Consider the following 22,536-nt stretch of genomic DNA (forward strand, 5'->3'; position numbering starts at 1 on the left):
CTTCAACTTCGGGGTAATCGGCCGGAGCCGATCGTCGAACGATGAGGCCGGTCACCGGAGCGCGCCATGCGTAGACACTAAACAACGAGGGGAACGGAAAATCATTTTTCGTCACGTGACATGTTTTTCGGTTCTTTGCGCGTGGACTGCAAATCCCAGGCTTGGCGCCTGAGTCGACTCACTTCGGCACGCTCACTCTCAAGGGATCGAACATCCATAACATGGAAACACTTTTCCTCGGCTAGCTCGTGCTCAAGCTTTTCGATCACCTCGTGAGCCCGCATTACTCGAGCCTCACACGCAATTACCGCTTGCTCTAACCCAGCGATCCGCTCCAAAAGCTCGTCAAATTCACCGGTTCCAGCAGCGGAAATCATCTTACTAGCGGACATCACGGATAATGCCCGCTGCTTGTCACGGTAACGCTTCTGGCGTTCGGCGTGGGTCATGGCCTTGCCGGTACGAGGACGCCCCCTGCCACGCTTGGCCTGGGCCGGGAAAGCATCGCTGGCTTGGCTATCCTTGGGGGCTTGCATTTTTGTCACCGTGACGCTTATTTACCAGAGTGACTTTATTTTATGTCACGCGACGATAAATTCAAGTATTTACGTCACGTGACTTATTTTATGGAGGCGGTCGGAGTAAGGGTCGTGCAGTTCGCTTCGCTCATTTGCGCGGTCCTCAATCCCACGCGATTTTGGGAAGGGCCGGAAGCCGGATCGAGAACGGGCTTGGCGCCCCCGGAGGACAGATTTTCCGCGGTAGCGCGTCATCTTTTACGCGCGAGCCTACGATAAAGAATTTATACGCGGACCACGCGCAGGCAAGGCTGGGCAAGCGCTCAGATTCTGGCCAACCGTTGCCGCAACAACCCCGCGACCACGGCCACATGCCCAGCGGCGACAGTGATGCCTACCCAGGAGCCACCGTGATGCAGCGGGTAGACGGCCGGGAAGGCCAGAAAACCCAGCCCCGCCAGATTCAGTAAGCTCGGCAGGACGGCGTAGAGCACGGCCAGATAGACCAGAGTGGTGGAGGGAGCCCGCTCGGGTCGCTCGCCCAAGCTGAAGAAGTAGAGCAGACCGACATCGCGGAACATCAACAGGGTGAAAACCAAAGGCGACATCGTCAGCATATCGAACACGTGCTGTGATACAGGCGATATATCGGGGATGTAGTAAGGCCGGTTGGCCGGCAGGAATCCGGTGACCAGAGACATCAGCAGGGTGAACGCGGCCACCACCAGCCAGCTCGGCGTGGCCTGCAGGGCCGGTAGCCAGGACTCGCCGCGCCACGCACGGAGGAATCGCTGGACGGCGATCCAGTCGCGGCGTTCCTTCCAGGCTTCGACGTAAACCGCGCCGCCGCCGATTGCGGTGCCTAGGGCGGCGTAGCGGCTGGCATAGCCCCAGAGGGCATCGTCGATGAAGCCGCAGACGTACGCGCTCAGGAAGACGACGAAACTCAAGGCGCCCCAGGGGAGCGAGCGGACCGCCAAGAGGTCGGACATCAGCCGATACGCGCCGAACCAGACCCAAGCGGCGAACACGGCCAGGCTGCCCAGCACGAAATCGTGGCCCTGCCAGATGAAGCCGTACCACTCCACCGGCCGTTCGGTATGTTGCGCCAAGGGCCGCTCCAGCCAAAGCAGGAGCAATAAGCCGAGCACAGTGATGGGCAGGTTGCGGGAAGGCTTGATTGTACGGCCCGAGCGCGCCGCGGTGAGTCCGGACAGCAAGCCGGCTCCCTGGACGAACAGGGCCGAGAGAACCAACAACAGACAAAACCGGAGAGCCGACCCGTTTTGCCAGGACCCGAGCGAGACATCATCGAAGGTGAACAGCAGGACGGCCAGGCAATAGGCCCCGGTATACCAGTTGTATAAATTGCTGCCGAGCAGTTTGCCCCAGGTCATCTGCCAGGGCCCCAAGGCGGACATGCGCTGGGTGTCCCAGGTGTGTGCGCGGACCTCGTCGACGATGGAGTCGTAAGCTCGCCGCCCGCCCCACAGCACGGTCGCGAATACGAAGATCACGGCTGCCGTTATAGATGCCGTACTATGCCATCCGTTTTCGTTCGTCGAGACGATCAGCGCCAGCAGGAGCAGCAGTACCACCGGCGTGGCGATGAGACGGTGGGGAGTCAACTCCAGCCAGATGTTTCTTTGCAATTCGGGATTGCGGATCATGAATGGATACTCCGGTCCGTGGCGCCGACACTGGCGAGATAGGATGCCTGCATGTCCGGCGTCGTTTCGTTCAAGCCGCAGACCGGAACGCCGGCTGCTATCAGTTCGCGCAGCAGCCGGTGGCGTGCCGCAAGGTCGCCGGTGTGCAGGAAGCGGATGCGCGTGCCGTCGACGCGGATGCCGGAGATGCCGGGCAGGGAGCGTAGGCGCTCGGCTATGTCCGCAACGGGCTCGGCCAGCAGCAGTTCAAGTGTCGCGGACGTCTCGGCTTCCGGCGCGATGCGGCGGTGGTCCACCACCTTGCCCTCTTTCAGGATCAGCATGTCGGTCGAGTATTCCGCCAGTTCCGCCAGGATGTGGGATGACACCAGCAAGGTCATGCCTTCGGTCTGGAGCAGCCGGAACAAATGGCTGAGTTCGTGGCGCGCCTCGGGGTCCAGCCCGGCGGCGGGCTCGTCCAGCAAAACCAGGCCCGGGCGGTGGATGATGGCCTGTCCGATGGCGACCCGCTGCCGCAAGCCGCGCGACAGTTCGCCGGTCTTTTGCTCCAACCGGTCGAACAAGCCCAGCTTGCCGGCGGTTTCTTCGACGGCCCGTCCGGCCTCGTGCTGAGTCAGGCCATTGGCCTCGGCGGCGTAGCGCAGGCATTGCCGTACCGTGAGCGCTTCGTAGAGTCCGAAACTGTCGGACAGATAGCCCAGCCGCCGGTGGCAGGCGCTGGGCTCTTCCAGCACGTCCAGGCCGTCGACCCGGATAGTGCCCGCAAGCGGCAAATCCAGGGCCGCGATGCAGCGCAGCAAGGTCGTCTTCCCTGCCCCATTGGGACCCACCAGTGCGGTGATGCTGCCTCGGGCTATGGAAAAACTGACATCGTCGAGGGCGCGAACGCCGGGATATTCGAAAACCAGGTTTTCGACGGTGATGGCGGGAAGCGGCATCGGTGGGCGGTCCTTACGGTTTTCGAAAAGCACGATTGTTACCCAGAACCTGGCAAACTCCCAGCGGAGCGGGCCGGGACGCCGGGAAAAAACAGGCCGCACCGTAAGTTATTAACCCGGCCTAAATATCTCATGGTGGGAGCGGCCTTCAGGCCGCAATCTTCGCGGGCTAAAGCCCGCTCCCACAAATAACTAACCAGGGATATATCAGGCCAGCTTAATAGCCGGTTTTCGTTTCCTCGTTTTCCTTGAGGTGTGACCAGTAGCCCCAGTCCCTGCCCCGCCAACGCCCCGGTATCAGGTCGAAATACAAACACAGGCAGCGAAACACCGAATGGGCGGTCTTGCGCCAGAGACCAAGGTCTAATCGCCGGTGATCGCTGGCATAGACCGGCAGATCGGGCGCGAACACCACCCGGTGGCCCGCTCGCTTGATGCGCCAGACTAGTTCGGAATCCTCGTTGCACACCAGGCTGGTGTCGAATCCTCCCACCTGTGCAAACACGCTCCGCCTCACCAGCAAATTGGACCCAGTTGCGGCGGGGATGCCTAAGCGATGCGAGGCCTGCTGGGCCAGGGCGAATCCTCGGTAATAGCGCGCGTAGCCGTTGCGCGACAATTTGGCCCCGTACACGACATCGCAGCGGGTCTCATAACCGGCGAGGCTGGCGAAATAGCTTTCCGGAAAATGGACGTCGGCGTCGGTGAACAGCAGCCACTCGGTGCGTGCCAGTTCCGCACCCAGTTGGCGGGCTTCGGCGATGTTGCTCCGCTGCCTAAATATCAGCGTCCGCTCGGGCCGTTCTCGCTTCACGATCTCGGCCGTTTCGTCGTCGCTCGCGTCGATAACGATGAGTTCCACGGATTTCGGCAGCGTGGCCAGGAAGCCGGCGATGTTGCGTGCTTCGTTTCGGGTGGGCAGTACGACGGTCACATTTTCCGGGGTCATGGGAAGTCCTGTGGTGGGGTTGGATAGCCGTCTTGGGACATGAAGGTGCATGCTTACAACACTTTTGTTTCAGCATTCGGACAACCGGAGTCGGTAGGTAAAGCGCGACCGACCGATCCCGACATCGGCTCTCGACTCCGCTCTTGCATCCCGCCGAAAGCTGAACAATACTGCTTATAAAAGCAGTAGTTAAATAAGCAGCATGAAGTCACTCACCGACCGCCAGCGGGACATCCTCGCCTTCATCGAGCAGGCCCTCCAGCAGGAGGGCTTTCCGCCCACCATCGCGGAAATCGCGGAGGCCTTCGGCGTGCGCTCCACCAACAGCATACGCGGGCATCTGCAGGCCCTGGCCCGCAAAGGCGTGATCGAACTGGTGCCGTCCGCCTCGCGCGGCATCCGTTTGCTGAAGTCCCAGGCCGAAGAAGGCTTGCCGCTCATCGGCCGGGTGGCGGCGGGCCAGCCCATCCTGGCCCAGGAACATATCGAACGTTATTGCCGGCTCGGGCCTGAACTGTTCCACAACCGGGCCGATTATTTGCTGCGGGTCCAGGGCATGAGCATGCGCGATGCCGGGATATTGAACGGCGATTTACTGGTAGTGCGTCGCACGCCGGAAGCGCGGGCCGGTCAGATCGTGGTGGCGCGCCTGCACGATGAGGTGACCGTCAAGCGCTTGCGACTCGACGGCGCCAGGGCTTGCCTGGAGCCGGCCAATCCGGATTTCGCCGTGATCGAGGTCGAGCTGGAAAAGGAAAGCTTCGCCATCGAAGGCGTGGTCGTCGGCGTGATCCGTACGGAACCAGCATGAACGGCGACACGCTGGAACAACTGATACGCAGCCATCCGGGCATCTGGCGCGGCCGCCGCGCGGAAGGGAAATCCCGGCCGGCGGTCGCCACGGGATTTCCCGAACTGGACACGGCGCTGCCGGATGGCGGCTGGCCCCTGGGTGCGCTGATGGAAATCCGCATGCCCTGTCTCGGTATCGGCGAATTGCGCCTGCTGCTGCCGGCCATGGCATCCATCAGCCGGGCCGGGCGCTGGATCGCATGGGTTACGCCGCCGCACCGGCCCTATGCTCCGGCATTGCTGCAAGCCGGCGTCCAATTGCACCGGCTCCTGGTGGTGGATGCCGGGCAAGCCGCCGACATTCCCTGGAGCCTGGAAAAAATGCTGCGCAGCGGACATTGCGGCATGGCGCTGGCCTGGCCCCAATCTTTGGCCGATCACCAGGCCCGCCGGCTGCAACTGGCCGCCGAGGAAGGCGGGGCGCTGGCGGTGCTGTTTTCGCTGGGGATGGAGCCATCCGATACGCTAGTCCGGGCAAAAGGCGCAGCTCGTAGCCAACATAAAGGGCTGCTTGTTGGGCATGCCTTCGGCTTTGCCCAACCTACTGCCCGCTCCCACAAGGCTGCTACGGCAAACTCCAGCCATGCCGCCCTGCGCATCGAGGTAAAACCTGCGGAAGCGGAAACGGGCCTGGCCGTCGACATCCTCAAGGCGCGCGGCTGCCTGCACCGCACCTCGCTACTCGTGCGCGCATGAGGCCCGGCCATGCTCGCCCTCGCCCAGACGCTGCCTTTATTCGAGGAGTCCCCGCCCGCCCCCGAGCGCCGGCCCGAAGCGGGCCGCTTGTGGCTCTGCGCGCACTTCCCCGACCTGGCCTTGGAAGTTCTGCCCATCAACCCGGCCCGCCCGGCGGCGACGGTGGAAGAAAGGAAAGGCCGCCCAGTCATCCACGCGGTATCGGCCGGTGCGAAACAGGCCGGCGTCGAGCCGGGCATGGCTTTGGCCGCCGCCCTCGCCTTGTGTCCCGGCCTGGATATCCGGTCGCGAGACCCGATGGCGGAACGGGAAGCGCTGAACCGGCTGGCGGAAACCGGGCTGGATTTCACGCCTTGGGTCAGCCTGGACCAGCCGGAAAGCCTGCTGCTGGAAATCCGCGCCAGCCTGAATCTTTTCGGCGGCACCGAGAAGCTGCGAGTAGGCTTGCGATCCCGGCTGGCCGCACTGGGTCATAGCCCCGTCATCGCCATCGCCCCGAGCTCCGAAGCCAGCGCCCTGCTGGCCAGGCTGGGCCTGGAGACTACCGTGTCCGAGACCCAGGCCTTGCGCTCCGCACTGGGCCGGGTACCGATCGCCGCGCTATCCCTGGACGAAAAAAAGGTACGGCGCCTGCTCAAAACCGGCGTCCGCCATCTGGCCGACCTTTGGCGCCTGCCCCGCGACGGACTGGCACGGCGTTATGGATCGGAACTTCTGCGCCAACTGGACGCACTGAGCGGCGCCGAAACCCGGATCTTGAGTGCCTATCACTGCCCGCCGCGCTTCACCGCCCGGCGCGAGATGCCCCTGGCACTGGAGCGGCTGGATCATTTCTTCCCAGCCATCGAGCAAATGACAGAGGAGTTCGCGGTCTTTCTCAAGGCCCGCGATGCCGCCGCCTCCGAACTCAAGCTAATACTGCATCATCAAGGCCGACCGGCGAGCGGGCTGGAACTGCGCTTCCGTTCCGGCAATCGCGATGCCTCCCATTGGTGCCGCTTGTTGCGCGAGAAACTGGAGCGCTCTCCCCTGCCCGCACCGCTCATCGCCGTGGAACTGGAAAGCGGGAGCATCGTGCCTTTCGAGCCGGAACGGACCGATTTGTTCGGCGACGAGACGGCGCAATCCGGCGATGGCAGGGACTGGCAGGCGGTGTTGGAGCAACTCCAGGCCCGCTTGGGCTCCCACGCCGTACAACGGCTGGCGGCCGTGGCCGACCATAGACCGGAGCACGCTCTGCACAGGGATGGAGGAAAGAGCTCACGAACACCTGGCCGTGTTTTTCACACGCCTACTCCAGAGCCTACACACGTAGGCTGGAATAAGCGGCGGCGCATTCCAGCAGACAGGCCAAAAAGCCGGGATTCCCTACGGTCATCCCAGCCTACGGAGGAAAACGAAGCTTCCGCAGCATCATACGGCACGAACTCCCTTTTATCTTTGCGCCCAGTCTGGCTGCTAACCGAACCCGAACCCTTGGCTGCCAAGGACATTCGACTGCTGTCCGAAGCCGAGCGCATCGAATCCGGCTGGTGGGACGGCGGCTCGATACGCCGCGACTACCATCGCGCGACGGATAGGCGGGGACGCCGGCTCTGGGTCTACCGCGACCTGCACGACGGAGGCTGGTATCTCCATGGTCTCTACGGCTGAGACGGCCTTTGCCGAGCTGCATTGCCTGTCCAATTTCAGCTTTCTGCGCGGAGCCTCGCACCCGGAGGAACTGGTGGCCGAGGCCGCGCGGCTGGGCTACCGGGCGCTGGCACTGACCGACGAATGCTCGCTGGCCGGCGTGGTGCGAGCGCACCTGGAGGCGCGCAAACACGATATCCGGCTGATCGTCGGCAGCGAGTTCCGGCTGGAAGACGGCCTCAAGCTGGTCCTGCTGGCCACCGACCGCAGCAGCTACGGCCATCTTTCCGCACTCATCACCCTGGCCCGCCGGCAGGCGGAGAAAGGTAGTTACCGATTGAGCCGGGAGGATCTGGAAACGCATTTTCCGCGAGACTGCCTGGCGATCTGGCTGCCCGGCGAGCAAATTCAGGAAGCCGACGGCCTTTGGCTCAAGGATCGGTTCGGCAACGAACTTGGTCTGGGTTACGGCCGTTTTCTCTCTGGACGTGATCGCGAGCGCATGCGCCAGGCCGAAAGCTTGGGCCAGCGACTCGGTATCCCTCGTGTGGCCTGCAACGACGTGCACATGCACCGCCGCTCGCGCCGGGCGCTGCAGGACACGCTCACCGCCATCCGCTTAAACCTCCCCCTGTCGCAACTGGGCTATCAACTGTTCCCTAACGGCGAACGGCATCTGCGTCCCCTGCCCCACCTGGCCGAACTCTATCCACCGGACTGGCTCAAGGCGTCGCTGGCCATCTCCGAACGCTGCCACTTTTCGCTGGATGAATTGCGCTATGAGTATCCGCGCGAACTGGTGCCCGAGGGGCACACTCCCGCCTCCTGGTTGCGCCATCTGGCCGAAACGGGCATGCGGAAGCGCTGGCCGAACGGTGCCCCTGCCAAGGTGCAACGACAAGTCGAACATGAGTTGAAGCTGATCGCCGAGCTGACCTATGAGCCTTATTTCCTCACCGTGTACGACATCGTCCGCTACGCACGGGAGCATGGCATCCTGTGCCAGGGGCGCGGCTCGGCGGCCAATTCGACGGTGTGTTTTTGTCTCGGGATCACCGAGGTCGATCCGGCGCGGCTGGATCTCTTGTTCGAGCGCTTTCTTTCCCGCGAGCGCAACGAACCGCCCGACATCGACGTGGATTTCGAACACGAGCGGCGCGAGGAAGTCATCCAGTACATCTACCGCAAATACGGCCGCCACCGCGCCGCCCTGGCCGCCACCGTCATCACCTACCGGGCGCGCAGCGCGGTGCGCGACGTGGGCAAGGCGCTGGGCTTGAACCTGGCCCAGGTAGAGCGATTGGCCGACACGGTGGACCGCTGGGACGGCTACCGGCTGATGCCGGAAGCCTTGCGCGACTGCGGCTTCGATCCGGCAAGCCCGGCCATACGCCGGCTGGCGGTTCTGGTCGAAGAAATCCAGGGCTTTCCCCGCCATCTCTCGCAGCATGTCGGCGGCTTCGTCATCGCTCGCGACGACTTGTCGCGCCTGGTGCCGGTGGAAAATGCCGCGATGGCCGAGCGCACCGTGATCCAGTGGGAGAAGGACGATCTGGAAGCCATGGGCCTGCTCAAGGTGGACGTGCTGGCACTGGGCATGCTCAGTGCCATCCGCAAAGCCTTGGTCCATCTCGGCGAATACACCGGCCGCGCCTGGACCCTGGCCGACATCCCGGCCGAAGACTCGGCGGTCTACGCCATGTTGCAGCAAGCCGACAGCATAGGCGTTTTCCAGGTGGAGTCGCGCGCGCAGATGACCATGCTGCCCCGGCTCAAGCCGGCCAATTACTACGACCTGGTGGTCCAGATCGCCATCGTCCGCCCCGGCCCCATCCAGGGCGAGATGGTTCATCCCTACCTGGCCCGGCGCAAGGGCTTGGAGCCGGTCAGCTATCCCAGCCCAGAGGTGCAAAAAGTGCTGGAGCGTACCTTAGGGATACCGATCTTCCAGGAGCAGGTGATGCAAATCGCCATGGTCGCGGCCGGCTTCACCGCCGGCGAGGCGGACCAGTTGCGCCGCGCCATGGCGGCCTGGAAGCGCAAGGGCGGGCTGGAACCTTTCGAGCACAAGCTCATGGCCGGCATGCGGGAACGCGGCTATGGCGAGGAATTCGCCCAGCGCATCTTCCAGCAGATCAAGGGCTTCGGCGATTACGGTTTTCCCGAGTCCCATTCCGCCAGCTTCGCCCTGCTGGCCTATGTATCCGCCTGGCTCAAATGCCATCATCCCGCCGCCTTCTGCTGCGCCCTGCTCAACAGCCAGCCCATGGGTTTCTATCAGCCCTCGCAACTGATACAGGACGCCCGACGGCACGGCGTGGAAATCAGGCCGGTGGACGTGCAGGCGAGCGCGGCCCAATGTTCGCTGGAGTGTGCGGATGAGGCGCCGCCCGCCCTGCGCCTGGGATACAACCAGGTGAAAGGCTGCTCGGAGCGGGCGGCCTCGGCCATCGTCCGGGCCAGGGAAGAGGGTTTATTCCGCGACGTGGCCGACTTGGCGACCCGGGCCGGGCTGGAGCGGAAGGACCTGGAATGCCTGGCGGCGGCCGATGCCTTAAAGAGCCTGGCCGGCAACCGCCATCGGGCTTACTGGGAGGCCGCCGCCCTGGAGCCGCCCACGCCGGTGTTCGGCACACCATACATCGCCGAAGCCAGCCCGATGCTCAGATCGCCGAGCGAAGCCCAGGACATCCTGGCGGATTATGCCGCGACCGGTCTGAGCCTGCGCCGCCATCCGCTGGAACTCTTGCGCGACAAGCTGCGGGAGCGGGGCGTCACCACCGCCCAAGCCTTGCGGGACAAGCGCGACGGCAGCATCGCCCGAGTCGCCGGCCTGGTCATCGGCCGCCAGCGCCCCATGACCGCGGCCGGCGTTACCTTCGTGACTCTGGAAGACGAAACCGGCCAGGTCAATCTCGTCGTCTGGGCCTCCCTCGCCCAGAAGCAGCGCAAGGCCTTGCTGAAATCGCGTTTATTGGCCGCCACCGGCCAGGTGCAACAGGAAGACGGCGTGCTTCACCTGGTCGCCGGAAGGCTGGAAGACTGGAGCGCCTTGATCGGCAGCCTGGCTTTCAAGTCGAGGGATTTTCAGTAGCACGGGGCGGAGCGGAATGTGTCGCTCTCCCTGCCCACTCCTCCACACGCTTGTATTTTTCCGACAATTCCCCAGAATCATCGGCGTCGGATACCGACCCTCCCATGACAAAAACAACCAGGGAATCGCCATGAGCGCCACTCAAACCTCATCCAAACCTCAAATCATCATCGTCGGCGGCGGCGCCGGCGGGCTCGAGCTTGCCACCAGTCTGGGCAAGGCGCTGGGCAAGAAGTCCCTGGCCGATGTCATCCTGATAGACAGCAGCCGCACTCATATCTGGAAACCGCTGCTCCACGAGGTGGCGGCCGGCACGCTGGACTCGCACGACGACGAGCTCGATTACCTGGCTCAGGCCCACCAAAACCATTTCCGCTTCGTGCTGGGCCGCATGGACGGACTGGACCGCGCCGCGAAACAGGTCAAGATCGCACCCATCTTCGGCGATGGCGGAGAGGAAATCGTACCGGCACGCACCCAGCATTACGACACGCTGGTCATCGCCGTCGGCAGCATCTGCAACGACTTCGGCATCCCCGGCGCGGACGAACACTGCTTGTTCCTGGACACCACCGAGCAGGCCGAACAGTTCCAGCGGCGTCTGCTGGAAGCCTATCTGCGCGCCAATGTCCATGGTGGCGTGACTGCGGCGGGCGAGCTGGACATCGCCATCGTCGGCGGCGGCGCCACCGGTATCGAACTGTCTGCCCAGCTCTACCAGGCCGGCCGCTTGCTCAATGCTTACGGCCTGGACAACGTCAAGCCCGAGGACATCAAACTGCACCTGATCGAAGCTTCCAACCGGCTGCTGCCGGAGCTGCCCGACCGGCTGTCCAACGCCACGCGCCAGCAACTCGCCTCGCTCGGGGTCGACATCCTGCTGGGCGAACGGGTGGTGGAAGTGACCGCCGAGGCGATGAAAACCCACAGCGGCCGGGTGATACCGGCGGCCATCAAAGTTTGGGCGGCGGGCGTCAAGGCGCCGGACTTTTTGCGCGAAATCGATAGCCTGGAGACCAACCGGCTGAACCAACTGGTCGTCGGGCCCACCCTGCAGACCACCCGTGACGAGACGATCTATGCCATCGGCGACTGTGCTGCCTGTCCCTGGCCCGAGAAAGGACCGGAGGCCACCGTCCCGCCGCGCGCGCAATCCGCCCACCAGATGGCCAGCCTGGTCCATGGCAACATCCTGCGCGGCTTGAAAGGCGAACCGCTCAAGAACTACAAATACCAGGATTACGGCTCGCTGGTGTCGCTGGGTAAGTTCAGCACGGTGGGCAATTTGATGGGCAATCTGCTGGGCAGCGTGATGATAGAAGGCGTGCTGGCGCGGCTGGTTTACCTGTCCCTCTACAAGATGCACCAATTGGCCTTGTTCGGACCTTTCCGGGTTTCCCTGCTGGCGGTTTCCAGCTTCTTCAGAAGCCGGCTGAGGCCCAAGATCAAGCTGCATTGATAGACGGTCCCGCCGCCGGAACGTCGTGCCGGAAATGCCGTTCCGCGCATAGCCGGATCTCGAAGGAAGATTGAGCCCTCAAGCCCGGCCCCGCTGCCATCATCGAAAGCAGCGGGGCTTTATTTTGTGTACGACATATTCCCTGCCGGTGTGCGTGGTAAATGTCCGACATTCGGCCTCAACGGTCATTCGTGCCCGCCGCTCAATTTCGCTCGAATGTCGGCTTTCTGGTGTGGATTCAACCGGTGGATGCAACGGTTTGGTGAAATCGTTGTGCTGGCGTTTCGTAGTTTAGTGTTTTCCTTGGGCGCCCATTCAATTCTCGCGCTACGGCATTAAGCTTGGCTTGTGAATAGGCAGACAAGTCAATTCCCTTCGGGAAATACTGGCGCAGAAGTCCGTTGGTATTCTCATTGGTTCCCCGTTGCCAAGGGTGGTGCGGATCACAGAAATAGACTTGGATGTCGGTAGCCAAAGTAAAACGCTTGTGGTCAGCCATTTCCTTGCCCCGGTCCCAGGTCAGCGATTTGTATAATTCTTGCGGCAATTTATGAGCATTCTTGATCAACGCATTGGTGACGGTTTCGGTGTCCTTTCCGGACAGTTTGAGCAGCATCACGTAACGTGACTGACGTTCCACGAGCGTCGCAATCTGACTGTTCTTGCTGCCGCACAGCAGGTCGCCTTCCCAATGCCCCGGTATGGCCCGATCATCCGCCGCGGCAGGACGTTCGCTAATGGACACGGTATCGACGATTCGGCCGTGATTGTCCGTCTTCTGAGTGTGATGACGAGAACGGCGCATGGCGCGTGTACGACGCAAATACGCCAGCAACTCCTTCTTCAAAGCCCCTCGGGTTTGGATGAACAAGGTGCGATAGATCGTCTCGTGTGACACCTGATGACTTGCATGGTCGGGATAGATGCGCTTGAGCCATCCGGCAATCTGTTCCGGCGACCACAGCAACTGGAGCTTGTTCGCCACGATGTGGGCAAGCGTTCGGCTCTCCACCAGCTTACAACGCTTGGGACGACGCGCCCGATCCCAGGTAGCCTGGTCGGCTTGGCTGGCTCTATAGCAACTCCGACCTCCATTGCGATTGATTTCTCGGCTGATGGTGGAAGGCGCTCGCCCGAGCTGGCTTGCAAGGGTACGAATGGAGTGCCCCGCAACCAAACCTCGGGAAATTTCTTCCCGGTTGCTCAGCGTCAGCGCCAACCTAGAGCGACATCGCGGAGCAGGAGGTATCCCACCTGTCTCCGCCAGAATTCTCTGAACCGACGAGTGGTTGCGATCGAATAGTTGCGCAATCTGCTGGAGGGAGTCGCCCTTTCTCCAGCGCTCCCACATCAGCGCCTTCTGGCTGTCCGTGTAATAGATTCGGGGTCGCTGTTTCATCTGCAACACTCCTTCTGCCTATGCAGATCTAGTATGTTGCATCCACCGGTTGAATCCACACCGATAACCAGCCGGGTTGAAGCGCTCACTCGCGAATATGTAAGCATGTTGCTTCTGGCGGTGTGAGTCACGCATCCCCCCCTATTCCAGCACCATGCCTTGCGCGGGAAGGAAGCTTTCGAACGGACACCTGCGCAATTTCATTTTCGCAGGCACTCCCAGCCGGATCCCGGTGCCGACTCGGCAAAAAGCGGTTACCACGATGCAATCACCGGTTTTTGCGCGACGGTAACCGGTTACCACGGGAGGGTCACCGGTATTTTTACGTTGATCACCGGTGATTGAGGCAAATTTACCGGTGAGTGTCAGTCGAAAACCGGTGATCGCGAGACGATCACCGGTTACCGTCTCGTGGTAACTGGTTATCACGGGAAAATCACCGGTTACCGTGCCGCGCTCACCGGTTTTCATGCAGTGGTAACCGATATTTTCGTGTCGGTCGGTACGAACACAAGGCGCGCCACCCGGTTTGTTTCGATTATCGATAGTCCGGTTCGCGAGTTCCATAGAACTTTCGTACCGGTACACGAGTACGGATGCGCGCATCCGCGGGACGACAGGCTAGTGAACCGTTATCGGGATGTCCCTCGCGGCGCCGATGGGTCGTGCGGGTAGCCGCGATTTGCAATGCGGCCGGCGGGATTCTGAGGCAAGGACCACAGACGTCAGCGGGCGTTGACAGCGGATCGGGTGCCGCGGCCCACCCGGCTGAGGAGCGGCTAGCGCGGGCGGTCCGACTTGCCCAACCCTTCCCAGGGTTCGAACAGGCGCTCGTCCTCGATGCCGAACAGCGCCAGTATCCGGCCCACGGTTTCGTCGATCAGCTCGGGCAGGGTCTTGGCGCGGCCGTAGAAGGCCGGCATGGGCGGGTAGACAATGCCGCCCATCTCGGTCACGGCCGCCATGTTGCGGATATGGGCCAGATTCAGCGGCGTTTCCCGCAGCCTGATGACCAGGCGCCGGCGTTCCTTGAATGTGACGTCGTAGCTTGTTCGCCGGTGGCACCGACCAGGGGGGCTATCATCGCCTCGCCCACCGGCAGGTGCCCGGCGTCGGGCAGCAGGCGCAGTTCCGATCCCATTAGTTGTAGAAGTTCAGACTTGATCTGACAGTTACCCGTTTTGGGTGCGCCTGGTTGTCAGATCAAATTCAAGTGGCTGACTTTTTGGTCCCACACCTCCTTTCCAGCATGAAGTGTTTGTAGGGGTGTGCGTCCGCAGCACATCTTACCCTGATGGGTTCTCTCCTGGTTATAGTGGTCGATCCAGGCATCCAGGTCGGCCTGCAGCTCGTCCATGGATAGATAAAGCTTCTTGCGGAAAGCGACCTGATAAAACTCCTGTAACAGGGTTTTGTGGAAGCGTTCGCAGATGCCATTGGTCTGTGGATGATGCGCCCGGGTCTTGGTGTGCTCGATGTCGTTGAGCGCCAGATAGAGCTGATAGTCGTGCGTTTCGGCCTTGCCGCAGTATTCGGTGCCCCGGTCCGTCAGGATGCGCAGTACGCCCATCCCGTGTTCGGCGAAGAAGGGCAGTACCCGGTCATTGAGCAGGTCGGCGGCGGTGATCGGCGTCTTGGTCGTATAGAGCTTGGCCATCGCCACCTTGCTGTAGGTATCCACGAAGGTCTGCTGGTAGATACGGCCCACGCCTTTGAGCGTGCCGACATAGAAGGTGTCCTGGGAACCCAGGTAGCCCGGATGCGCCGTGTCGATCTCGCCCTGCGCCAGATCGTCGTCCTGCTTCTTCTCCAGCGCCACCACCTGGGCTTCGGTGAGCACGATACCTTGCTCTGCCACCTGTTTCTCCAAGGCGGTCAGGCGTCGCTTGAACGAGGCCAGGTCGTTGCGTAGCCAGATGGAGCGGACGCCCGAGGGCGAAACGAAGATGCCGCGTTGGCGCAACTCGTTGCTGGTCCTGACTTGCCCATGGGCCGGTTGCTCGGTGGCATAGGCAATCACCGCCGTTTCCGTCGCTTCTTCAACCCGGTTCTTCGGATTCGGTTTGCGGCGGTTGGCGTCAAACAATGCTTCAAGCCCCCCTTCCGCCATCGCATGCTGATAGCGATAGAAGGTGTCACGCGACAGACCCATGACCTTGCAGGCCTTGGCGACATTGCCTAACTCGGTCGCCAGGTTCAGCAAGCCGATCTTGTGGCGTATGACATTCTGATTGAGACTACTCATGGGGTTACTCCTGCGCTTACGCGCCGTTTCGATGAAGATTCGCACCTCTATCAAAACGGGTAACCCCACCTCTCGGCAAGGAGTACTGTCAGATCTAGTCTGAACTTCTACACATTAGTCAGGGTGGGCAAGCGTCTTTCTGATTGCCCACCCTACCACGCTTTCAGGAACACCGTTGAACTAGCACTATCGGCCAAGACCTGATAGCTACTCCATCGAGTCGAGCGACTCGTCACGGAAGTTAAATCGCGTCCGACCCCATAGTCCCTGAATGATCAGGCTTGATTGCCGAAGCCTTTCAACAGGGCCAGCCCCTGCTCCAACAAGCCGCCTTCGGGTAACTGACCATTAGGCGTCAGTTTGTCGATCAGTTGAGGCAACAGACTGGCCAAGCCACCGGATGCGTCTGCAGAAGAAAGACCTAATTTTTCCGCAATGGCTTGCACTCGTTCGCTACCGAGTGCCGCCTGTACCTGTTCGCCGGATATCGGCAGGTTCTGCCCTGTGCCGACCCATGAAGCAATGGTTTCTCCCAGTCCTTTCTCGTTAAAGGTGTTGATCAAGCCTTGGAGGCCACCCGTTTCCGGGTTATTGATCAGCCCCGCGACCACTTCCAGCAAGCCACCCTGATTGCTGTTATCGGTATTGGACAGTGCGTCGCCAACCTGTCCTACGATTGAATCGATGAGACCCATAGTCTGCTCCTGAGTTGTATGAAACCTTAGCGTAGAAAAGCCGCGCTCTGCGCCCGGCGATATTGAGCGTACCGCCGATCAAAACCAGGTTTTGCTGCACCCCACTAGTCCAGAAGTTCCTTCGGAATATTGCCGCCGTTCTCGGTGATTTTCTGTAACACGGTCTTGTGCAACCACGTATTCATTTGTGCGGAATCGCCCATCTTGTCAACGGGGCACCCAAGCTCGGTTGCAAGTTCCTTGCGCGCTTCGAGGCTGCTCTCGAGGCCTAGGAGCTTCAGCAGATCCACAATCGAAACTTTCCAGTTGAGTTGTTGGGCGTTCGAGGCGGCGAGGCCTTCGAGCTTGCCCAGGACATCGACCGCCGTGATTGCGGCGGGAGGTGCGGAGGTCTCGGGCACTGCTTGCGCGGCGGGAGCGGTCTGTGCGTCGGCGGTGTTGATACCGAGTTTAGAAAGGATATTGCTGAAGAAACTCATGGCAGGTCCTTATCCATTTGAAGCGAAGGAGGCGAGTTGCGAGCGGATAATTGCGTCGCATCGAGTGAATTTGCGTAGCCGGGGGCGTCAGAATTTCTGTGTGTGAGGCGTGAGTAGACTTTTCCACGGTGACGGCTGCCGAAGGTCCGTTCAGACCGTAGGCAGAGGGCGCGGTGGCAAAGTCGGTGGTCATTTTATCCGCGAGCCGCTTCAAAGCGTTCAGCGTAGAGGATGGCGAATTGGTTCATGGCGTCCTTCCAATCCTTGGCCGCCCGTCCCCAGTCGGCCGTAATGTTGCGCAAGGCCAGCCAGATCAGCTTGCTGGCAGCATCGTCGCTCGGGAAATGGCCACGCGTCTTGAGGATCTTGCGCAGTCGGGCGTTGATGCTCTCGATGGCATTGGTCGTGTAGATCACCCGGCGGATGGCGGGCGGGAAGGCAAAGAAGGGAATCACCCGGTCCCAGGCCCGCCGCCAGGCGGCGACCACGGTCGGGAATTTCTCACCCCAGAGGCCTTGCTCGAACGCGTCGAGTTCGGCCAGCGCGGCTTCGGCGCTGGGCGCGGTGTAGATCGGCTTGATCGCTGCCGCCAGTGCCTTACGGTCCTTCCAACTCGCGTAGTCGAGGCTGTTGCGAATCAGATGCACGATACAGGTCTGCAGCGTGGTCGCTGGGAAAACGGCGGCCAAGGCCTCGGGCATGCCCTTCAGGCCGTCGGTGACGGCGATCAGGATGTCGACCACACCGCGCGTCTTGAGGTCATTGAAGACCTTCATCCAGAACTTGGCGCCCTCGGTGTTCTCGATCCACAACCCGAGGATGTCGCGCGTGCCGTCTGGCAGAACAGCCAAGGCCAGGTAGATCGCCTTGTTGCGGACCACCGCCTCCTCGCGAATCTTGACCCGCAGAGCATCGAAGAACACCACCGGATACATGGCTTCGAGCGGGCGTGACTGCCAGGCGGTGACCTCGGCCATCACCGCATCGGTGACTGAACTGATGAATTCCGGTGAAACCTCGGTGCCGTACTGCTCGGCCAGGAAGCCCTGAATCTCGCGCACCGTCATGCCCCGGGCGTACATGGCCACGATCTTGTCATCGAAACCGGTGAAGCGCCGCTCGTGCTTAGGGATAAGCAGGGGTTCGAAGCTGCCCTGACGGTCGCGCGGGATGTCGATCCGAAGCGGCCCGTCTTCGGTCAGCACCGTCTTGCCGGTCACCCCGTTGCGGTGATTGCCCACCTCGCCGGGCTTGTCGGCGCCGGGTGGGTAACCCAGGTGATGGCTGAGTTCGGCGCCCAGTGCACGTTCGATCAGCGCCTTCTTGAACGCCATCGAGGCGGCATTGATCGCCTCGGCGTCCATCGGGCCACTGACCATCTGGTCTATGAGTTCTTTCGGAATGCTGGGCAGCGCCGCTGCCGGTTTCTTCTTGCTCGTCTTGCTTGGCATACATGCTCCTTAACAACATGTTATGCCTCACACACAAAATTTCTGACAGGCTCGCGTAGCCGGGACCCAGGAAGCCAACCTGCGTAGCAAACATCAGACAGCGCACTACAAGTACCTAATAAGCACCATCATCGATTGGCGCATAAAAATCAATCCGTACGATTACTGGGTCTCGAAACAGTCCCTCCTGTTCAAGTGCTGTTCGGTGCTTCTTCTGTCTTACGCGGGTAACGTTTACGTGCACGTGCAGCAGGTTTCCTCGTTGGCTTGCCGCTGTTTCTCCTGGCGTTATCTGAGCAGACGGCTTCGTCGCAGGTAAAACGGGGTCACCCGCTAGCCAGCCCGTTTTCCACCCCTTATGTTCTGGCCGCGTTTTCGGGGAATACGCCGCTCCCCGTTCGGCCCCGATACGCAGGTCGCGCTTGAACGCGCTGAACTATCGCCGATACAGCGTGGCGCCGCCGTCCTGGAGCTGAACGATCACGCACACGTCGATAGTCATCAATGAGTGTTCATGCCGACGGCATAGGCAAAACCTGCCTTGTGCAGACTTCAACAATCCTACCCATAAATCGTCAGAATGTTGACAAAAATACAAGGTATTTAATGTGGGATTTCGCCGGATAGTATCGATCTATCCAAGGCAGCTTTTCTCCATCCCGGTTGATGCCTGGGTCTTCCGACTGAGTAGCCAACCCGTGCCGACCGGTCTAGACATTGGCGCAAAGTCTGCTTATTACAGCTTACAGCCCGAGTGGGGGCTATTTACCATGCCCATAAACTGACTGCGGAGTGTGCGATGATCGAAATTACAGCATCTGACGGCCACGTGTTTTCAGCATATCGGGCCGAGCCAGTTGGAACCGCGAAAGGTGTGGTCGTGGTCCTTCAGGAAGTATTTGGGGTAAATCCGCATATTCGGAAACTGACCGACGCTTTTGCCGCACAAGGTTTCGTCGCGGTCGCGCCCGGCCTGTTCGACCGTGTTCAGAAAGGGATCGAGCTCGGCTATGACGAAGCATCAGTTGCCCAAGGTCTAGATCTGGTGAAACAAGTCGGCTTCGAGCACGCGATGACCGATATCCAGGCTACGGTCGATGCTTTCAGCGGTGAGGGAAAAATTGCCCTCGTAGGCTATGACTGGGGAGCTTATTTGGCCTACAACGCCGCGAATCGGGTCCGGGGTCCGGCGACGGCGGTCGCGTATTACGGTTGCGGGATCACCGACGATTTTTCGCAAAAGCGCAGGATTCCGACATTGTTGCATTTCGGGTCCCTGGATCCGTATATCCCACTCAATCAGGTTACGATATTACGCGCAAGGCGACCGGACCTGAGGATTTTGGATTATCCGGCGGGCCACCATTTCAATTGCGAAGAGCGTGATACCTACGATGCGACGGCCACTGAAAAGGCCTGGACTACGACTTTGCTTCATCTGACCCATCGATTGGAGGGGGCACCGGTCGTTACCTTGACCAATCAGGGCTCCTACGTTTCTTCGGGAGGGAAAGACAAGGATAAGAAGAAAAAGGCGGAATCAGTTTCCGACGACATGGGGCCGCCGATGTAAAGGAGGCGTCTTAAGGCTCGTTCCGACCAACCAAGGTGAATTGCCATGAAGTTCGCGAAGCGAATCCTTTGCTCTCCCTCTCCCTGTGGGAGAGGGACGGGGTGAGAGGGGAACAGGTTATGGCGCGAGCGCCATAACCTGTTAATTAGGCCATGACGTTCATCGAACGCGCGTTCGGCAAGAAGACAGGCGAGACGCGTCTAGCGTTTCTGGGAGTTTATATCCCTGGACGGTCCCGTATGAAACTAGCCGGGGCAATACTTACTTCGTCTGGAGCGCGCCGCCGAACGAATCGTTCAGTTGAAAAAGGCCCTTGAGGAATACGGAGCGACCAGGAATTGTAGGATCAGCAGACGCGCTGCTGATGCTTCCTCATCCGCCAACTGATGAGTCTTGGCCGCCTTTGTCCGGAGATTCTATACGATGACTGCGAGCACAGAACTGTCGGCAGAAACGACAGCGGAAAATGAAAGCCGACTTAAGGCAGCCGCCGAGCAAGGGCTCTTGATCGACGACGCAATTCTCTTATTCCGAAAGATTGTCGACCGTATGCCAACCACGACTTGGCTATTGGAAACAAAGCGGCTTGTCACAATGGAGCCGGCGTCCGATTTCGATGCTCGTCGAAAGGCCGATGTCGAGGAAGAACTGGATGATCTGCGCCGGGATTTGAGAAGCCTTGCCGTTGATTGGGTAAGTGGATGGTATGCGCGGGGCGGCTTCTATGTCATGAAGGATGGGAGCTTGGGGGATTTCCGTCATTACATGAACGATCTATCGCCGGAAATGAAGGCGCTGGCCGTCCCCGGTCCCGGGCAAGAGATTCCGCCGCAAACCATGGAACAGATACGTATGGCAATGGAACTGAGCGCGCCGGCCGTGGTTATCGAGTTAATGAAAAATACGCATTTGGTGGTATCGGACGCGATGACTTATGCGCTATTGGGCTAAGGGACTTGGCGGCCGAGATATGCGGGTTTTCTGGAGGCTCCAACACTTGAGAAGATGGAGCTATGGAGAAATCAGTAAGGTTCTCCCCCGACGTTCGCGAGCGCACCGACAACCAAGAGTACGGATGCACGCGTCTGCGGACGACAGGCGGGTGAACCGTTATAGGGTGCCCGACGTGGCGCCGATGGGTCGGTTCGTGCGGGGAGCCGCGATTGCAATGCGGCAGGCGGGATTCGGAAGGCGAGGACCACAGACGGCGGCGGGCGTTGACAGCGGATCGGGTGCCACGGCCCTCCAGGCTGCGGATGCGGAACGGCTAGCGCGAGCGGTCCGACTTGCCCAGCCCTTCCCAGGGTTCGAACAGGCGCTCGTCCTCGATGCCGAACAGCGCCAGTATCCGGCCCACGGTTTCGTCGATCAGCTCGGGCAGGGTCTTGGCGCGACCGTAAAAGGCCGGCATGGGCGGGTAGACGATGCCGCCCATCTCGGTCACCGCCGCCATGTTGCGGATATGGGCGAGGTTCAGCGGCGTTTCCCGCGGCATGATGAGCAGGCGCCGGCGCTCCTTGAGTGTGACGTCGGCGGCACGGGCGATCAGGTTGTCCGAAAGCCCGTGGGCAATGGATGCCAGAGTCTTCATCGAACAGGGCGCGACGATCATACCGTCGGTCTTGAACGCCCCGCTGGCGATGCCGGCCGCCACGTCGTTCACGTCGTAGCTTGCGTCGGCCAAGGCATATACGTCCTTACGCTTCATCTGCAACTCGTGCTGCAGGTTGATGAAGCCGGCCGTCGAAACGATCAGATGGGTCTCGAATCCGCCCAGCTCGCGCAAGATTTCCAGCAAACGCACCCCATAGATGGCGCCGGTCGCCCCCGTCATCCCGAGTATCAAGCGCCGTTTCTTCCCGCTCATGCCAGACGGTCCGCCATTTCGTCGGTGGCACCGACCAGGGCGTCTATCATCGCGTCGCCCACCGGCAGATGCCCGGCGTCGGGCAGCAGGCGCAGTTCCGATCCCGATAGATTACGGTGCAACAAATACGCGGACTCGATCGGACACACCAGGTCGCGCCTCCCGTGTAGGATGACGGTCGGCACTTGTGGCAGCTTGCGCAGGTTATCGAGGATTTGATTCTCGTCTATGAAATAGCTGTGGGCCGCATAATGCGCCTCGATGCGGGCCTGCTGGGCCAGGGCGGTGGGAGCCTGACGATCCAGATCGGACGGATTGAACACTTCCAGATGCGAGACGCGCGCGCTCCATAGGATCCAGGCCTTAGCTGCGCGCAAGCGGGCCAGTTCGTCCTCGCCGATGAGCGTCCGGTGCAGCGCGGTCAAGGGATCATCCCTGAGCGCAGGAGGAAACTGGCTCAGGAACTCGTCCCAGTAATCGGGATAAATGCGGCTGACCCCGTCTTTGACGAACCACTCCAGATCCCTTTGCCTAGCCAGGAAGGTGCCGCGCAGTATCAAGCCGCTGACGGCGTCCGGATGGGCTTGAGCGTAGAGCAGACCCAGGGCCGCGCCCCATGAACCGCCGAACACCAGCCAGCGGTCCAGGCCCAGCCGGCTACGGATGGCTTCCAGATCGGCCAGCAAATGCGCCGTGGTGTTGTTTTCCAGACCGCCGGCCGGCGCCGAACGGCCCGCGCCGCGCTGATCCAACAGGATCACGCGGTATCGTGCAGGATCGAAAAAACTGCGGTGAAACGACTTGCAGCCCGAGCCGGGGCCGCCATGCAGATACACGACCGGCAGACCCTTGGGGTTGCCGGCCTCTTCGAAATAAACGCGATGGCCGTCCTCCGTGTCCAGATGATGGACGGCGTAGGGTTCGATGGCGGGATAGAGAGTCTTCATGAAGCAGGGCGCGGGCAAAGGCGCTAGGGTATCACAAGCGATGGCCGCCCCGGCTCTGTCGCCCGGCGCAGG

The 22,536-nt window shown here is 61.0% G+C and carries 20 protein-coding genes; 7 read left to right on the top strand and 13 right to left on the bottom strand.

All coding sequences use genetic code 11. The features are described 5' to 3' along the window. Positions 1-101: 101 nt before the first annotated feature. The 4 genes from JWZ97_RS05755 to JWZ97_RS05770 form a co-directional block, all read right to left on the bottom strand. Positions 102-536, bottom strand: coding sequence for a hypothetical protein (locus JWZ97_RS05755; protein ID WP_205433849.1), 435 nt, complete (start codon positions 534-536; stop codon positions 102-104). Between the two features lie 305 nt (positions 537-841). Beyond that, positions 842-2,188, bottom strand: coding sequence for a hypothetical protein (locus tag JWZ97_RS05760; RefSeq protein ID WP_205433850.1), 1,347 nt, complete (start codon positions 2,186-2,188; stop codon positions 842-844). Then, positions 2,185-3,126 carry an ABC transporter ATP-binding protein gene (locus tag JWZ97_RS05765; protein ID WP_205433851.1) on the bottom strand — a complete coding sequence of 314 codons (942 nt, stop codon included), beginning with the start codon at positions 3,124-3,126 and terminating at the stop codon, positions 2,185-2,187. Before JWZ97_RS05765 ends, JWZ97_RS05760 begins: the two co-directional genes overlap by 4 nt. A gap of 217 nt (positions 3,127-3,343) precedes the next feature. Further along, positions 3,344-4,075: a glycosyltransferase gene (locus JWZ97_RS05770; protein WP_205433852.1), complete on the bottom strand. Its 732-nt coding sequence runs from the start codon at positions 4,073-4,075 to the stop codon at positions 3,344-3,346. A 202-nt stretch (positions 4,076-4,277) separates the two neighbouring features. Here JWZ97_RS05770 and lexA point away from each other — a divergent pair, with 202 nt between their 5' ends. The 5 genes from lexA (at position 4,278) to JWZ97_RS05795 (ending at position 11,808) form a co-directional block, all read left to right on the top strand. After that, on the top strand, positions 4,278-4,886 hold the full coding sequence (lexA, locus tag JWZ97_RS05775) for a transcriptional repressor LexA (protein WP_205433853.1): 609 nt from the start codon (positions 4,278-4,280) through the stop codon (positions 4,884-4,886). Further along, positions 4,883-5,623: a translesion DNA synthesis-associated protein ImuA gene (imuA, locus tag JWZ97_RS05780; RefSeq protein ID WP_205433854.1), complete on the top strand. Its 741-nt coding sequence runs from the start codon at positions 4,883-4,885 to the stop codon at positions 5,621-5,623. Before lexA ends, imuA begins: the two co-directional genes overlap by 4 nt. 9 nt (positions 5,624-5,632) lie before the next feature. Next, on the top strand, positions 5,633-7,276 hold the full coding sequence (locus JWZ97_RS05785; RefSeq protein ID WP_240342507.1) for a DNA polymerase Y family protein: 1,644 nt from the start codon (positions 5,633-5,635) through the stop codon (positions 7,274-7,276). Continuing rightward, a complete protein-coding gene (locus JWZ97_RS05790) occupies positions 7,260-10,349 on the top strand; it encodes an error-prone DNA polymerase (protein WP_205433855.1) in 3,090 nt (1,029 codons plus the stop codon). The genes JWZ97_RS05785 and JWZ97_RS05790 overlap by 17 nt, the downstream gene beginning before the upstream one ends. A 130-nt stretch (positions 10,350-10,479) precedes the next feature. Next, positions 10,480-11,808, top strand: a complete 1,329-nt coding sequence (locus tag JWZ97_RS05795) for an NAD(P)/FAD-dependent oxidoreductase (protein WP_205433856.1) — start codon at positions 10,480-10,482, stop codon at positions 11,806-11,808. 238 nt (positions 11,809-12,046) lie between these two features. On the opposite strand, the gene JWZ97_RS05800 is transcribed toward JWZ97_RS05795, so the two are convergent. The 7 genes from JWZ97_RS05800 to JWZ97_RS05830 form a co-directional block, all read right to left on the bottom strand. Further along, positions 12,047-13,207 (bottom strand): IS30 family transposase, encoded by a 1,161-nt coding sequence (locus JWZ97_RS05800; protein WP_205431327.1) that lies wholly within the window; start codon positions 13,205-13,207, stop codon positions 12,047-12,049. A gap of 141 nt (positions 13,208-13,348) precedes the next feature. Continuing rightward, positions 13,349-13,774, bottom strand: a complete 426-nt coding sequence (locus JWZ97_RS05805; protein ID WP_205433857.1) for a hypothetical protein — start codon at positions 13,772-13,774, stop codon at positions 13,349-13,351. Between the two features lie 212 nt (positions 13,775-13,986). Then, positions 13,987-14,343, bottom strand: coding sequence for a flavoprotein (locus tag JWZ97_RS05810; RefSeq protein ID WP_371822613.1), 357 nt, complete (start codon positions 14,341-14,343; stop codon positions 13,987-13,989). Between the two features lie 62 nt (positions 14,344-14,405). Beyond that, on the bottom strand, positions 14,406-15,452 hold the full coding sequence (locus JWZ97_RS05815) for an IS481 family transposase (RefSeq protein ID WP_205433859.1): 1,047 nt from the start codon (positions 15,450-15,452) through the stop codon (positions 14,406-14,408). A 275-nt stretch (positions 15,453-15,727) separates the two neighbouring features. After that, positions 15,728-16,147: a YidB family protein gene (locus JWZ97_RS05820; protein WP_205433860.1), complete on the bottom strand. Its 420-nt coding sequence runs from the start codon at positions 16,145-16,147 to the stop codon at positions 15,728-15,730. Positions 16,148-16,251: 104 nt separating this feature from the next. Then, positions 16,252-16,626 (bottom strand): DUF3597 domain-containing protein, encoded by a 375-nt coding sequence (locus JWZ97_RS05825; RefSeq protein ID WP_205433861.1) that lies wholly within the window; start codon positions 16,624-16,626, stop codon positions 16,252-16,254. Positions 16,627-16,820: 194 nt separating this feature from the next. Further along, on the bottom strand, positions 16,821-18,077 hold the full coding sequence (locus tag JWZ97_RS05830; RefSeq protein WP_205428540.1) for an IS256 family transposase: 1,257 nt from the start codon (positions 18,075-18,077) through the stop codon (positions 16,821-16,823). A 799-nt stretch (positions 18,078-18,876) separates the two neighbouring features. Between JWZ97_RS05830 and JWZ97_RS05835 the strand changes: the two genes are divergently transcribed. Beyond that, a complete protein-coding gene (locus tag JWZ97_RS05835; RefSeq protein WP_205433862.1) occupies positions 18,877-19,650 on the top strand; it encodes a dienelactone hydrolase family protein in 774 nt (257 codons plus the stop codon). Between the two features lie 423 nt (positions 19,651-20,073). Next, positions 20,074-20,601 carry a hypothetical protein gene (locus tag JWZ97_RS05840; protein WP_205433863.1) on the top strand — a complete coding sequence of 176 codons (528 nt, stop codon included), beginning with the start codon at positions 20,074-20,076 and terminating at the stop codon, positions 20,599-20,601. Positions 20,602-20,917: 316 nt separating this feature from the next. On the opposite strand, the gene JWZ97_RS05845 is transcribed toward JWZ97_RS05840, so the two are convergent. Both JWZ97_RS05845 and pip read right to left on the bottom strand, forming a co-directional pair. Then, entirely contained in the window at positions 20,918-21,517 is a 600-nt protein-coding gene (locus tag JWZ97_RS05845; protein ID WP_205433864.1) for a UbiX family flavin prenyltransferase, read from the bottom strand. Then, entirely contained in the window at positions 21,514-22,464 is a 951-nt protein-coding gene (pip, locus tag JWZ97_RS05850) for a prolyl aminopeptidase (protein ID WP_205433865.1), read from the bottom strand. Before pip ends, JWZ97_RS05845 begins: the two co-directional genes overlap by 4 nt. Between the last annotated feature and the right edge of the window lie 72 nt (positions 22,465-22,536).

This window comes from Methylococcus sp. EFPC2, from assembly GCF_016925495.1.
Taxonomy (GTDB): domain Bacteria; phylum Pseudomonadota; class Gammaproteobacteria; order Methylococcales; family Methylococcaceae; genus EFPC2.